Source organism: Pandoraea iniqua, from assembly GCF_902459685.1.
Lineage (GTDB): Bacteria > Pseudomonadota > Gammaproteobacteria > Burkholderiales > Burkholderiaceae > Pandoraea > Pandoraea iniqua.
In genome coordinates this window covers 191,589-207,774 of the sequence record NZ_CABPSF010000003.1, presented here as the reverse complement: position 1 = coordinate 207,774, position 16,186 = coordinate 191,589, and the positions used below count along the sequence as shown (strand labels likewise).

Below are 16,186 nucleotides of genomic sequence, written 5' to 3'. Positions count from 1 at the left end.
AGCCGGAGAGGTTGCCGAACGCGGACAACTGCTCGCTTTTGCGTCTTCCGCATCATCCGAGGCAACCACGGATGCGCTGACGTTCGAAGACGTCTTGCCCGATGCGCTGGGCATCAAACTGGTCGAAGCCGCGCAACGTCATCAGGTGACCATCAATACCGTGATGCAGGGCGCATGGGCGCTGCTGATCGCGCAGCACAGCTTCCGTCGGGACGTAACGTTCGGCGTCACGGTCTCGGGGCGTCCGGCCTCGTTGCCCGGCGCGCAGGAAATGCTCGGGCTGTGCATCAATTCGTTGCCGCTGTTCGTGACGGTGACGCCATCGCAAGACATCGGCGACTGGCTGCGCGCGGTACAGGCGCAGAACGTCTCATTGCGCGAACACGAGCACACGCCGCTTGTCGACGTCCAGCAATGGCTCGGGTTGAACGGTACGGCACCGTTCGATAGCCTGATCGTGTTCGAAAACTACCCGGTCGCCGCCGGATTGCTCGACGGCGACGCCGCACTGCGTGTCGGGCAGGTGCAAGGCTGGGAGCGCACCCACTATCCCGTCACGCTGACGGTGGCCACGCGCGGTACGCCGACGTTGGGCTGGCGCTTTGACGCCCGCCGTTGTTCGGGTGAGCACGCCGGACGGCTGCGTCAGCAGTATCTGCACTTGCTGGAGGCCGTAGCGAACGCACCGGCCGTCGGCACGCAGGTGGCCGACTGGCTGGCGCCGACACGCGATACGGCTGACACGCTTGTCGCCGCTGGCGCCGCCCTGCCTACGGCGTTCGATACCGCCCCGGTGCCGATGCGCATCGCCCGGCAGGCGAGCCTGACCCCCGATGCACACGCGGTCGTACTCGACGACCGCACCCTGACGTTTGCCGAACTCGACGCCGCCGCCAATGGTCTGGCGCACCGCCTTGCCGGCATGGGCATCACGCCCGAGACGCGCGTCGGCGTGGCGATGACACGCTCCCTAGAAATGGTGGTCGCGCTGCTTGCCGTCATGAAGGCGGGCGGGGCCTATGTGCCGCTCGATCCCGCGTATCCGGCGGCTCGCATTGCCCACATGATCGAGGACAGCGGCGTGACGGTCGTGCTGTCGCAGGTGGGAGTGCCGCTTGCGTTGACGGACGGGGTGCAACGTCTGGATGTCGACGACGCGGTAGTGGCGCAGCGGCACCCGCTGCCCCCGGAAGTCACGCTGCATGGCGACAACCTCGCGTACGTCATCCATACGTCGGGCTCGACGGGCGTACCGAAGGGCGTGGCAATCTCGCATGACGCACTCACGCGCCACGTCGACGCGACGATTGACTATGCAAAGCTGAGCGCCGCAGATCGAGTGCTGCAATTCTCCACGGTCAACTTCGACGGGTTCGTCGAACAGCTTTTCCCGAGCTTGTGCGCGGGCGCGACGGTCGTGCTGCGCGGCCCGGATGTCTGGTCGAGCGATGAATTCGTGGCACGCGTGCGCCGTCATGCTGTGACGGTGGCGCACTTGCCCACGGCCTACTGGCACGCGCTGACGCAAGACCTCGCTGGCAGCACCGAGCGTTTGGCGCCGTTGCGAGAGTTCCACGCCGGGGGCGAGGCCATGTCCGCTCAGGCGCTGCGGCGCACGCGTGAAAGCGCCGCGTTGGCACCCGTCACGCTCATCAATACCTATGGCCCGACCGAGGCCACGATCACCGCCACGGTATTCGATGCCGACGAGATCGGCGCTGATGCGCTGCCGTCGCTGTCGGCCTTTGTGCCCATCGGGCGTGCCTTGCCGGGCCGCCGGTTGTATGTGGTGTCGCCCGATCTGTCGCTGGTGCCGCACGGTACGCCGGGCGAACTGCTGATCGGCGGCGAACTGCTTGCCCGCGGTTATCTGAACCGTCCGGGGCTGAGCGCCGAACGGTTCGTACCGGATGCGTTTGCGGGCAATGGCGGCCGCCTGTACCGCACGGGCGATCTGGTGCGCTGGCGCGACGACGGGGCGCTCGACTACCTTGGCCGCATCGATCACCAGATCAAGCTGCGCGGCTACCGGATTGAACCCGGCGAAATCGAGGCGGCGTTGACGTCGCAGGCTGGCGTGCGCGAAGCCGCGGTCGTTGTTCGTACCGAAGGGGCGCGGGCCCGTCTGATCGCTTACGTTGGCCGTGACGCCACGCAGCTGGTCGACGGTGCGCAACTTCGCGACGCGTTGGCGAAGCGCCTGCCCGAGTACATGGTCCCCGAGACGGTCGTGGTGCTTGAGGCATTGCCGCTCACCCCGGGCGGCAAGGTGGATCGCGTCGCGCTGCCGGACCCCGGTTCGGCGTCAGCGGCATTCGAGGCACCGCAAGGCGAGACCGAACGCGTGCTGGCCGACCTGTGGCAGACGGTGCTGGGCGTGCCGCAAGTGGGACGTCACGACAACTTCTTCGCGCTGGGGGGCGATTCGATCCTGAGCCTGCAAGTGGTGGCGCGCGCCCGTCAGGCAGGGCTCGCCGTCTCACCGAAGCAACTCTTCACCGCGCCGACGCTCGCCGCGCTCGCGGCTGTGGCCACGCAGGCCAAAGCCAGCGGTGCCGGCCGGGCGGCAACCGACGACGCGCCCGGCGACGTGCCGCTGCTGCCGATTCAGCAGGCGTTCTTCGCTACGGGCATGCCCAACGTCCATCACTGGCATCAGGCGTTATTGCTGACGCCCGCTGCGCCGCTCGATGCCGATGCCTTACGGCAAGCGCTCGTGAGTGTCGTCGCGCAACATGCGGCGCTGCGGATGCGGTTCGTGCCGGATGCCGCTGCGGTGGGCGGATGGCGTCAGTCGTATCGCCCGTTTAGCCGCGAGTCCGCCGAAGCCATGCTGTGGACGCGGGTTGCCGAAAATGCCGACGACGTCGAAGTCATCGGTAATGAGGCGCACACCAGCCTTCACCTGACCGACGGCCCGGTACTGCGCGCGGTATTGATCGCTATGCCCGACGCCAGCCAGCGTCTGCTGCTGAGCGCGCACCATCTGGTGGTCGATGGCGTGTCGTGGCGCATTCTGCTGGGCGATCTGCGCACGGCGTACGACGCGTGGCGCGCCGGCCGGGCGCCTGCACTCGCCGCAACGGGCACGAGCTATCGCACGTGGGCACAGCGCCTTGCCGGTGGCGCGTCCCGCGCCGAACAACTTGCCGAATTGCCGTATTGGTCGAGCCTTCGCGGTGAAACGCACCTGCCGGCCGCCGACGCTGACGTGGTGTCGCTGGCCGGTGACCTGACGCGTGTCGAACGGCGGTTCAACCGGGACATCACGCAACAGCTTCTGCAAGAGGCTGGCGTCGCGTATCGCACGCAAACTGGCGAACTGCTGCTCGTGGCCGTCGCGCGTGCATTGCAGGCGTGGACCGATGCCCCGAACTACGTCTTGGCGCTGGAAGGCCATGGCCGAGAACCGTGGAGCGACGACGTCGATCTGTCGCGCACCGTCGGCTGGCACACCAGTCTGTATCCGTTTGCGGTGCAGGCGCAGGGCGATCTCCGGGATGCGATTCTGCGCACGAAATCGGCCCTGCATGCGGTGCCGCAACACGGCCTCGGCTTCGGCGTGATGCGCTGGCTGGGCGACGACGAGACACGTGAAGCGCTTGCCGCGGTGCCTGTGCCCGCGGTCGTCTTCAACTACCTTGGCCGCTTCGACGGCGCCTTGGGGGAAGACTGGCAGGCAGCCGGTGAAGCCCTCGGACAGACCGTTGCCAGCGACACGCCGCTCACGCACGACCTCAGCATCGATGCCAAGGTCGTGGGGGGCGAGTTGAACGTGGCGCTGTCGTTCAGTGCCCGCCGTCTCAAGCGACAGGACGTGGACGCCTTGGCCGCTGCCATCGGCGCCGAGTTGTCCGCCATCCTCGAACATTGCCTCAATGAAACCGCCGCTGGCGTGACGTCGGGCGACTTCCCGCTCGCAGGGTTGGACGATCTGGCGCTCGCGACGTTGCCGATGGCATGGCGCGACGTCGACGATCTTTATCCGCTGGCGCCGATGCAGGCGGGGTTGTTGTTCCACGCGATGGTCGACGGGCAGGGCGGCGCGTATCTGAACCAGATGCGTGTCGATATCGACGGGCTCGACCCGGTGCGTTTCGAATCGGCGTGGCAGACGGTTTGCGCACGCCATGCGATGCTGCGCACCGGCTTTGTCACGACGGGCAGCAAGTTGCTGCAATGGGTGGCCCGCAAAGCCCCCGTGCCGTTCCTGCATGAAGACTGGCGTGAGCAGCGTGCCGCGCCGTCCGATGCGATAGATGCACTTGATGCCCTCGCATTGGCACAGCGGGAGCAACCGTTCGATCTGGCGGTGCCGCCGTTGCAACGTGTTGCTCTCGTGCGAACGGGGCCGTCGAAATATCACCTGATCTGGACTTGTCACCACCTGCTGCTCGACGGCTGGAGCACGTCTCGCCTGATCGGCGAAGTCATGCGGCACTATCACGGCGAGCCGGACCGTTCGACGACAGCGACGTTCCGCGATTACGTCGCGTGGCTGGGGGCACAAAGCGCCAGCCACGCAGGTGGTGCGACGGCGTTCTGGCGCGAGACGCTGAGCGTGCTGGACGAACCGACACGCCTCGCACCCCGTGAGTTACCGCCTGCCGCAGCCCGTGACGACTTTGCCACGGAAGTCACAGAACTCGATGCCGCCACGGTCAGCCAGTTGAATCGCTTCGCCGCGCGTGAGCACGTCACCGTCAACACCCTCGCGCAAGGGGTGTGGGCATTGATGCTGCATCAGGCCACCGGTCAAGCGCACGTGGCATTCGGCACGACGGTCGCCGGCCGTCCCGCATCGCTGCCGGGTGCCGACACCATCGTCGGTCTGTTCATCAACACCGTGCCGGTGGTCAGCCATCGCCCGCAACGCGATGCGGCGGGAGGCTGGCTGCGTTACTTGCAGTCGCGCCGGGCACAGGCGGGCGATTTCGAACACACGCCGTTGCACGACATTCAACGTATGGCCCCGGTAACGGGCGCGCTCTTCGACACGCTCTTCGTCTTCGAGAACTTCCCGGTCGATGGCGCACTGGCGCAAGCGGCGTCGCATGGCTTGACGCTGTCGGGCGCCAGCACCGACGAGTCCACCCATTACCCGCTGGCCGTCACCGTCGTGCCGGGCGAGCAGTGGCGCATTCGCTGGAGCTACCGGACTCAGGCGTTCTCACGCGCCGAGGTCTCGGCGCTGGCGACGCGCTTCGCGCAGACGCTCCGGGCCTTGTCGGGCGACGGCTCACTTGCCGCCGCCGATGCGTTGCGGATGACGTCGGACGCCGTCCAGAACGTTGCCGCATTGGGCGCGCCACAGCCGCTGCCGGCGCATGACGCACGTTGCCTGCACGAGCGAATTGCCGCGCACGCCCTGCATTCGCCGAATGCACCGGCACTGCGAGACGGCGACACGGTCGTCACTTACGGTGAACTCGATGCGCAGGCAAATCGACTTGCGCATCGCTTGCTGGCAGGCGGCATCGGCCGCGAAGCCCGCATCGGCATCGGTATGACGCGTTCGCCGCAGATGATCGTGGCGATGCTTGCCACCCTCAAGGCGGGCGCTGCCTATGTACCGGTCGATCCGGCATATCCCGCCGATCGATTGTCGTATCTGATGGCCGATTCGGGCATGCGCTGTCTGCTGACGCGCTCGGAGGATCGCGATCTGCTGCCCGTGCCGGACGGTCTGGCAGTCATCGATGTCGCGGACGACGCGTCTCTCGGAGGCGAATCGCCTTCCCACGCGCCCGCGGTCGCAATCGATCCGCATCAGCTCGCGTATGTGATCTACACCTCCGGGTCGACGGGCAAGCCGAAGGGCGCGCAGCTCACCCACGCCAACGTCATGCGGCTGCTCGATCAGACGCAGGCACGCTTCGGGTTCGACGGGCGTGATGTCTGGACGCTGTTCCACTCGTTCGCGTTCGACTTCTCGGTGTGGGAAATCTTCGGGGCGCTTTGCTACGGCGGCACGCTGGTTATCGTGCCGCATGCCGTGTCGCGTGCGCCCGCCGAATTCGCGGCCTTGTTGCGCGACGAGGGCGTGACGGTGCTGAACCAGACGCCATCGGCGTTCCGTCAGTTGTTGCAGATCCCGTCGATGTACGAACCCGGCCTGCGCCTGCGCTCGATCGTCTTCGGCGGCGAAGCGCTGGAAGTGCGCGCGCTCGCACCGTGGTTTGCCCACTACGGCGACCGTGGCCCGGTGCTGGTCAATATGTATGGCATCACTGAGACGACGGTGCACGTCACCGCCCGCGAACTGACACCGCGCGACGTTGACGTCGAACGCAGCCCGGTGGGGCGTCCGATCGGCGATCTCGGCTTGTACGTGCTCGACGCGTGGGGCGAACTGGCCCCGGTGAACGTTCCCGGCGAACTCCACGTGAGCGGCGCCGGGCTGGCGCGCGGCTATCTGGGCCGGGCCGGACTCACGGCCGAGCGGTTTGTACCGAACCCGTTTGCTAACGACGGTGGCCGTCTGTACCGGACCGGCGACTTGGCCAGTTGGACCGACGCGGGAGAACTCATTTATCTTGGCCGCATCGATCAGCAAGTCAAGATTCGCGGGTATCGCATCGAACTGGGCGAGATCGAGGCGCAGCTTCTCAGCGTGCCGGGTGTCACGAATGCGGCGGTCATGGCGACCGGGAGCGGGGCCGATGCCCGCCTGCTCGCGTATGTCTGCGGTGCCGGCACGCTCGACGCCGCCTCGGTACGCGCCACCCTGTCGCAGCATCTGCCGGATTACATGGTGCCCGCCAGCGTAAGCGTGCTCGCGACGTTGCCGTTGACCGCCAACGGCAAGCTCGACCGTGCCTCACTGCCTGCGCCAGAGGCGCAGCACGCCGGTGGTCCGGCACCGGAAGGCGACACGCAGCTTGCCTTGGCGGCCATCTGGTCCGACTTGCTGGGTGTGCCAGAAGTCGGTCGCGCCGACAATTTCTTCGATCTCGGCGGTGACTCGATTCTGGTGCTCAAGGTAGCCGCCCGCGCCGCACAGGCCGGGATTGCGCTCACCGCACGCCAGTGCTTCGAAGCGCCGACGCTGGCCGCACTCGCGGCCGCTGCAGACGCTGCCGACACAGCCACCGGCCTGCCGGTCAACGAAGCCGCTGCCGCACCGATGGTTCGTCTGACGGATCGCACCTATCTGCCGCTCTCGCACGCGCAGCAGCGTCTGTGGTTCCTGTGGCAATTGCAGCCACAGAGCACGGCCTACCACGTGGGCGGTGCTTTGCTGATGCGCGGCGCTTTCGATGCCGCCGCCGCGCGCGACGCCTTCGGCTGGCTCGTGCAGCGCCATGAGGCACTGCGCACGACGTTTGCCATGTCCGAGCGCGGTGAGGCGACACAGGTCGTGCACGACGCGCTGCCTTGCGCGTTCGAACACCGCACAGGGGACGAAGCCAGTGCCCGCGCATTCGCCGCCACATGGATGGCCGCGCCGTTCGATCTCGTGAACGGCCCGTTGCTTCGCGTTGGCGTGGTGAGCATGGCCGACGACGCGCACGTGCTCGTCGTGGGCATGCACCACATCGTGTCCGACGGCTGGTCGATGGACATCTTGCTGAGCGAGTTTGTCGACGCCTATCGTGCGGCGTTGGCGGGTGAAGCAGGCGTCGCGCCGGACTGGCCGACGTTGCCCGTGCAGTACGCAGACTATGCCGTCTGGCAACGCGACTGGCTCGATGCCGGTGCGCGCGATACCCAATTGGCTTGGTGGCGCGACGCGCTGGACGGCGCACCGGGCAACGTGCAACCGGTGCTGGATCTGCCAACGGACCGTGCCCGCCAGTCGCTCGGCGACTATCACGCGGCGCGCGTGTCGTTCGATCTGCCGGGAGGCGTGGCGTCCGGGGTTCGTACGTTGGCCCGCCGTTTCGATACGACGCCTTACGTGGTGCTGCTCGCGGCGTTCCACGCGCTGCTCCATCGTCATACGGGGCAGGACGACATTCGTGTGGGCGTGCCGGTCGCGAATCGCGAGCGTGCCGAGGTGGCCGGCGTCATCGGACTGTTCGTCAACACGCAGGTACTGCGCGCGCAACTGAATTCGCGCGTGACAGCCGCCGCACTGATCGGGCAGATCGATGAACGGGCCCGACAGGCGCGTCTGCATCAGGACTTGCCGTTCGATGTGCTGGTCGATGCGCTTCAGCCGGAGCGCAGCCTGTCGCATACGCCGCTGTTCCAAGTGATGTTTAACCACGAGCGCGATGACCAGCGGGCGCTGGCGCAATTGCCCGGCGTTCGCGTGGAGCCGTTCTCGCTCGGCATGGGCGAAGCGCAGTTTGAACTGTCGCTGACGACGAGCGAATCGCCGGAGGGCGCGATCCGTGCCGATCTCGACTATGTCCGGGAATTGTTCGACGCCGGGAGTGCAGAGCAGCTTGCCGCCCAATACGTGCGCCTGCTGTCCGGATTCGCCGCGACGCCGGATCTGGCCATCGGCGACATCGCCTTGCACGACGCGCAAGGGCTCGATGCTCTGCTGGCGTGGGGGCGCAACGACGACGGTCTGACACAGGCGCCGCCGGTGCACGAAACGATTGCCCGTCAGGCAGCGGCAACGCCCGACGCCATCGCCGTGATTCTGGACGACAGCCGGCTCACTTATCGCGAGCTGGAGTCTCGCGCCAACCGCCTCGCCCGGCACTTGCTCGGCGTGCGCACCACAAGCGCGGAGGTCCGCGTCGGCATCGCGATGCGGCGCTCGCTCGACCTCGTCGTGGCGGTGCTGGCGGTGTTCAAGTCGGGCGCGGCTTATGTGCCGCTGGATCCGGACTACCCGCAATCGCGGCTCGCCGATATCGTGACGGACAGCGGACTGGCCGCCATTCTGGCCCATGCGGACGTGCTCGACCGGTTGCCGGCGGACGTGGCGTTGCCGGTCCTCTGCGTCGATACCTTGGATACCGTGGATACCGTCCATACCGTCGATCCGCTGGCGCTCGATCTGGGCGACGGCGTCGAGGTGTCCGCACCGGACATCCGCGTCCATCCGGCGCAGTTGGCTTACGTGATCCACACATCGGGTTCCACCGGCAAACCGAAGGGCGTCGCGATTTCGCATGAGGTACTCGCCCGTCACGTCGACGTGTCGGCCCGGTTCGCAGGCATCAGTGCTGCGGATCGCGTGCTGCAGTTCTCGACCATCAATTTCGATCCGTTCGTGGAGCAGCTGTTGCCGTCGCTCTGCCTCGGCGGCACAGTAGTCCTGCGCGGCCCGGCGGTGTGGAGCGCGGCGGAGTTCCGCGAACAGGTTGAACGGCACGGCATCACGGTGGCCGACCTGCCGACGGCGTACTGGCAAATGATCACGCGCGAATTGGGCGATGGCGAAGCGTTTGCCAGCCTGCGCGAGGTGCATGCCATGGGCGAGGCGATGCCGCTGGAGACATTACGGCAATGGCGCGGCAGCCGCGCCTTCGGCGGCGTGCTGTTGTTGAATACCTACGGCCCGACCGAAGCGGCAGTGACGGCGACGCTGTTCGATGCCTCCGCTGCCGATGTCGACGCGCTGCCCGCACTCGTGCCGATTGGTGTGCCGCTGGGTCAACGCGCGTTGTATGTGGTCGATGCCGACTTCCAGTTGGTACCGGCTGGCGCGATCGGTGAGCTGCTGATCGGCGGCGACTTGCTCGCGCGCGGCTATCTGAATCGACCAGACCTGACGGCTGACCGCTTCGTGCCCGATCCGTTCGGCAACCACGGCGGACGTCTGTACCGTACCGGCGACCGGGTGCGTTGGCGTGCGGGTGGTCAGCTTGAATATCTCGGCCGCACCGATCATCAGATCAAGATTCGCGGGTTCCGTATCGAACCGGGCGAGATCGAAGCGGCATTGCTCGCCCAGCCCGGCGTCGGTCAAGCGGTGGTGATGGCGCGCGATGTCGATGGCATGACTCGTCTCGTGGGCTATGTGACAGCCGCCAGCGAACACACGGGGAGCGCGCCCGATACGGCGTCGTTGAAGCTCGCCCTCGGCGCAGTGCTGCCGGACTATATGGTGCCGTCCGCTTTGATGGTGCTCGATGCGCTGCCGCAGTTGCCGAACGGCAAGCTTGATCGTCATGCGTTGCCGGTGCCGACGTTCGCGAAACCAACGTTCGAAGCGCCGCAAACGGCACTGGAGCAGTCGCTGGCCGATCTTTGGCAAGAAGTACTTTCGGAAGGCCGTCGCGACACGGCCAGCGTCGTACGCGCAGGCCGCCACGACAATTTCTTTGCGCTCGGCGGCGACTCGATTCAGATTCTGAAGATCGTGGCACGGGCGGCTAGCCGTGGCATCGCGCTTTCCCCACGCCAGATGTTCGAGTCGCAGACGGTCGCGGCACTTGCTGTATCAGTGGCATCGACGCAGGCGCAGGCGCACCCGACCGGGAGCGCAAGCCACACATCGGCGACGCCCATCCTGCCGCTCACCGACCGGTCGCACTTGCCGGCGTCGCATGCCCAACGGCGCATGTGGGTGCTCTGGCATCTCGATCCACAGAGCAGCGCGTATCACATTGCCGACAGCGTGCGCGTGCGGGGCAAGCTCGACATCGATGCGCTTCAGACGACGTTCGACGCCATCGTGGCGCGGCATGAGAGCTTGCGAACGACGTTCTCGCAAGACACCGACGGCGACGCGCGCCAGATCGTCCACGCGGCGGCAAGGGTAGCCATCGTGCGCGACACGCTTGCCCCGGCCCAAGCCCGGCCATGGGCGGCGGCATTCATGGCGCAGCCGTTCGATCTCACGCAGGGGCCGCTGTTGCGCGTCGGGCTCGTTTCGCTCGGCACGGACGATCACCTGCTGGTCGTCGCGATGCATCACATCGTCTCGGATGGCTGGTCGGTGGACGTCATTCTTGACGAGTTCGCCACCGGCTACCGCGCGGCACTGCGTGGCGGGCCGCCCGAATGGCCAGCGTTGCCGGTGCAATACGCCGACTATGCGTCTTGGCAGCGCACCGTGTTGAACGACGCGGAGAAGGAACGCCAGTTGGCGTACTGGCGAGAGGCGCTCGACGACGGTGCGCAGACGCTGGCGTTGCCCACGGACCGACCGCGTCAGGCCCTTGGCCGCTATCGCGCCGCGCGGCTCTCGGTCACGTTGCCGCCAGCGCTGGCGGCACAACTCGGCGCGTTGGCCCGTCAATACGAAACGACGGTGTTCACGGTGCTGCTTGCCGCATTTCAGGCGATGCTGCATCGCCATACCGGGCAGCAGGCGATTCGCGTCGGCGTACCGGTCGCGAACCGTGAACGTGCAGAGGTGCAGGGCCTCATCGGGTTGTTCATCAACACACAGGTGCTCGGCGTGGAGATCGCACCGCGCATGACGCTCGAGGCGTTGCTGCTTCAGGCGCGCGAACGTGTGAGCGGGGCCCAGCAGCATCGTGAGTTGCCGTTCGACGTTCTCGTTGAAGCCTTGCAGCCCGAGCGCAGTCTCGTGCATTCGCCGCTCTTCCAAGTGATGTTCAATTTCGAGCAGGAAGACCGCCGCGTGCTGTCGTCGCTGCCGGGCCTGAGCACCGAGCGTTTTGACGCGGTCGACCAAGCCGCCCAGTTCGATCTGACGCTGAACCTGCGCAGCACGCCGGACGGTGTCATCGACGGCAGCTTCCAATACGCCCGCGAATTGTTTGACGAAGCCACAGTGGCGCGTTTCATGACGCATTACGTGGCCGTGCTGACGGCGTTTGCGACCTCAGCCGAGACGGCCGTCGGCGATATCGCGCTCGCCGACAAGGCCGAAGTCGAACGACTGCGGACATGGGGGCAGGGCGAAAGCACGGCCGAGGGCAGACCGGTCGCCGTACACGTCGCGATTGCCGCGCAGGCGGCCCGCACGCCATCGGCCGTCGCGCTCGTGCTGGACGACAACAGCCTGACCTATGCCGAACTGAACGCTCGCGCCAGCCGTCTTGCGCGCCATCTGCTCGACGCGGGCGTGATCCCCGACACCTGTGTCGGCATCGCGATGACCCGCTCGCTCGACATGGTGGTCGCCATGTTGGCGATCCTCAAGGCAGGCGCCGCGTATGTGCCGTTGGACCCGGACTATCCGCTGACGCGCCTGACCTACATGATCGAGGACAGCGGTATCCGGGTACTCGTGAGCGACGCCGCCGTCATTGGCAAGTTGCCGGCACTGACGCAGGTGGCGGGTGTGACCACGCTCGATGTCGACTCGCTGGATTTGCATTCCGGTGCAGGCGAAACCACGGCACCGGCGATCCCGTTGCTGCCGCAGCGGCTGGCGTACGTGATCTACACGTCGGGGTCGACGGGGCAGCCGAAGGGCGTGGGTATTGCCCACGAGGCGCTCGCCGGGCATATCGACGCGACCATTCGCTACGCCCGCCTGACGCCGTCGGACCGCGTCCTTCAGTTCTCGACCGTCAACTTCGACGGCTTTGTCGAGCAGCTTTTCCCGCCGCTCTGTCTGGGCGCCACCGTCGTCATGCGTGGCCCCGAGTTGTGGACTACCGACGAGTTCGTGGCCCGTGTGGCGCGTCACGGCCTGACTGTCGCGCACTTGCCGACGGCCTATTGGCACGTGCTCACGCAGGAATTGGCCGACAGCCAGACGTCGCTGGCACCGCTGCGGGAATTCCACGCCGGGGGCGAGGCCATGTCGGCGCACGGCTGGCGGCGCACCCAAGCGAGTACCGCGCTGGCACCGGTGACATTGATCAACACCTACGGGCCGACCGAGGCGACGATTACCGCCACGGTGTATGACGCCACGTCGGTGGCCGACGAGACCGCCGCGACGTTCCCGGGCACGGTGCCGATCGGGCGCCCGTTGCCGGGACGCAGCGTACGCGTGGTGGGTGCCGATCTGAGCGCCGTGCCGCAAGGCGCTGTGGGCGAACTGGTCATCGGCGGCGATCTGTTGGCACGCGGCTATCTCGGCCGCCCGGCGCTGACGGCGGAACGTTTTGTGCCGGACCCCGAGCGCACCGACGGCGGCCGTTGCTACCGCACGGGCGATCTCGTACGTTGGCGCGCCGACGGGCAACTCGACTATCTCGGCCGTATCGATCAACAGGTCAAGATTCGTGGCCTGCGTATCGAACTGGGCGAGGTGGAAGCCGCGCTGCTGGCGCTCGCCGGTGTGCGCGAAGCCGTGGCGTCTGCCGTGCAAGCCACGTCTGGCGAGGGCCACCGGCTGGTCGCGTGGGTGACGGCTGAGGCTGAGGCGGAGGCGGGCGCTTCACTGGAAACCTCGGCGCTGCGCACGGCGCTTGCCCGGACCCTGCCGGCGTACATGGTGCCGGAAGTCATCGTCGTGCTCGACGCGTTGCCCATGACACCGGGCGGCAAGATCGATCGCCGCGCGCTGGTGATGCCGTCGGGCGATGCGCCGCAATCTGTCGCTACGGCAGCGGTCCCGAGTGGAGACACCGAAACCGCGCTCGCCGCGTTGTGGCAGTCGCTGCTCGATGTGCCGTTCGTGGGCCGCGACGACAACTTCTTCGCACTCGGCGGGCACTCGCTGACGGCGCTGCAACTCGTTTCGCGCGTGAAGTCGGTGCTGGGCCGTCAGTTGTCGTTACGCGATGTCTTTGCGGCTCCCACGCTCAGCGCACTGGCGCAGCAGCTCGAACGGGCGCCGCGCGTCACGGTCAACGGGCCGGCGCTGGTCAGTGTGCCGCGCGCAGAACGCATGCCGCTCTCGCCGACGCAATACCGCCTGTGGCTGGCCGACAAGCTGGCTAACCCTGACGACGCGGCGTCGTACACGCTGGCGACCGCCATGCGGGTCACGGGCCATTTCGACGTGAACACCGCCCGCGCGGCGATGGCAGCACTCGTCGCGCGTCATGAAGTGCTTCGCACGTGCTATCCGGATGACGACGGCGTGCCGTATGCGCGCATCGCACCGATGGGTGAGGCGGATATCGACGTTGTCGATCTGACCGGCCACATGACGGCGGCGCAGGAAACGGCCATCGCCGACGCCATGGCCGCCCAGTCGCAGCATCGGTTCGATCTGGCGTCAGGACCGCTTGCCCGCATTCGCGTGCTGCGGTTGTCGCAGGGCGAGCACGTGGTGCTGTTCGCCGTGCATCACATCATCGCGGATGGTTGGGCCATGAGCGTGCTCGTCGGCGAGTTCGCTACGGCTTATTCGGCGGTTCGCGATGGTTCGGCGCCCACGTTCAGGCCGATGCCGGTGCAATACGTGGACTATGCCGACTGGCAACGCAAGGCACTGGAGGGTGCGTCCGGCGAGGCGCTGCGCAGCTACTGGCGCGATGCCTTGCACGGCGTGCCTGCGGCCTTACGTCTGGACACCGACCACGCGCGTCCGGTAGCGACATCGACCGCCGGCGCGGGTGTACCGTTCGTCCTCCCGCAATCGCTCAACGCACCGCTGCGAGCATTCGCCCAGCGCCACGGCACGACGCCGTCGACTGTGCTGCTCGCCAGCTATCAGGCATTCCTGCACCGGCTGACCGGCATGGACGATCTCGTCGTCGGGGTGGATTCGGCCGGCCGGAACGATGAAGCCCTCGAACCGATGCTCGGGTTCTTCGTCAACGTGCTGCCGGTGCGCTCACGTCTCGACACCCGTGAGCCGACGTTCGGTGCACTCGCAGGCAGAACGCACGACGCCATGCTCGGCGCCATCGCCCACGAGGCGTTGCCGTTCGAGCGCATCGTCGAGGCGTCAGGCGTCGCGCGCGTGTCAGGGCGCAGTCCGCTCGTCCAAACCCTCTTTGTCATGCAGAACACGCCAAGCGGCGCGCTCGCCATTGACGGTCTGCGCATCGACCCGATCGGGCAGGCCACCGCATCGTCGAAATTCGACATGGCGCTGTTCATGCATGAAACCCCGCTCGGCTTTGCCGGCGAATGGGTGTTTGCGACCGACCTGTTCGTGCACGCCAGCATCGAACGCTACGTCGCCACCTGGCTCAAGCTTCTGGAGACCTATCTCATGGAACCCGATACCCCGTTGGCCCCGACCACCCCGATCACCCCGGCGCAGGACGCGGCACGCACGCGTGACGCCGCGCGTGCTGCGAAACTGGAAAAGCTCGGCGCACTGGGCGGTGCACGCAAGCCGGCCCGGCCGGCGGCGGGTGCCGCCTCCGGCAATACCGGCAACGCCGGCACGCCGGACTATCAGGTCCGCATCACGCCGATGCAGGCAGACACGGGCTTTCCCGCGCTGATCGAACCGCTGCACGCAGACCTCGACCCGTTTGTGTGGGCGGCACGGCATCGCGAGCAGATCGACACGTGGCTGGCCCGTCACGGCGGCCTGCTGCTGCGCGGCTTCACCATCGAAGGACCGCGCCAGTTCGAGCGCTTCGTCGAAGCCATCGTGCCCGAGCTTTACGGCGACTACGGCGATCTGCCGAAGAAGGAAGAGGGCGACAGGACGTATCGGTCGACGCCTTACCCCGAGAAGGAAATGATCCTCTTCCATAACGAAAGCTCACACCTCGAGCAATGGCCGCGCAAGCAGTGGTTCTACTGCGAGTTGCCGTCGCAGGTGGGCGGCGCGACGCCGATCGTCGATGGCCGCGAGATGCTGCGCCGGTTGCCCCCCGACGTGGTGGATCGTTTCGCGCGACTCGGCCTGTGCTACGTGCGCACGTTCATCGAAGGGCTGGATGTGCCGTGGCGTCAGTTCTTCCATACCGACAGCCGGGAAGACGTCGAAGCCCGCTGCCGCGCTGTCGGCACGGAGGTGCGCTGGTTCGGCGACACGTTACAAACGGTCTCGCGCGGCCCGGGGGTGCTACGGCATCCGGTCACCGGCGAACTGGCGTTCTTCAATCAGGTGCAGTTGCATCACCCGTATTTCCTCGCGCCGGACGTGCGCCAGCATCTGATGGACATTGCCGGTGAAGACCGGTTGCCCCGCAACGTCCTCTACGGCGACGGCACGCCCATCGACGACGAGACGATGGCCTTGATCGGCAAGGCCTACGAAGCAAGCGCGTTCCGCTTCGATTGGCAGCGCGGTGACGTGGTCATGCTCGACAACCTGCTCGTCGCCCATGCACGCGACCCTTATCAGGAACCCCGCAAGATCGTGGTCGCGATGGCGCAGATGATGTCGCGCGACAGCGTTCCCCCGGCGAACGTGGATGACGGTACTGCCAGCACGGTCAACCCGCCCATCGCGATGCAACAGGGTGATGACCATGCTTGACTCAACGCCAACGCC

Annotated in this window: 1 protein-coding gene (running past one end of the window); it reads left to right on the top strand. The window is 66.8% G+C overall.

Annotation, left to right across the window (positions count from 1 at the left end; genetic code table 11):
* Positions 1-16,171: the 3' portion of a non-ribosomal peptide synthase/polyketide synthase gene (locus PIN31009_RS11980; RefSeq protein WP_150790401.1), read on the top strand. Its footprint begins 12,110 nt before the window's first position; the window shows 16,171 of its 28,281 coding nt (coding positions 12,111-28,281); the start codon falls outside the window, past its left edge; it ends in the stop codon at positions 16,169-16,171.
* Positions 16,172-16,186 lie beyond the last annotated feature (15 nt).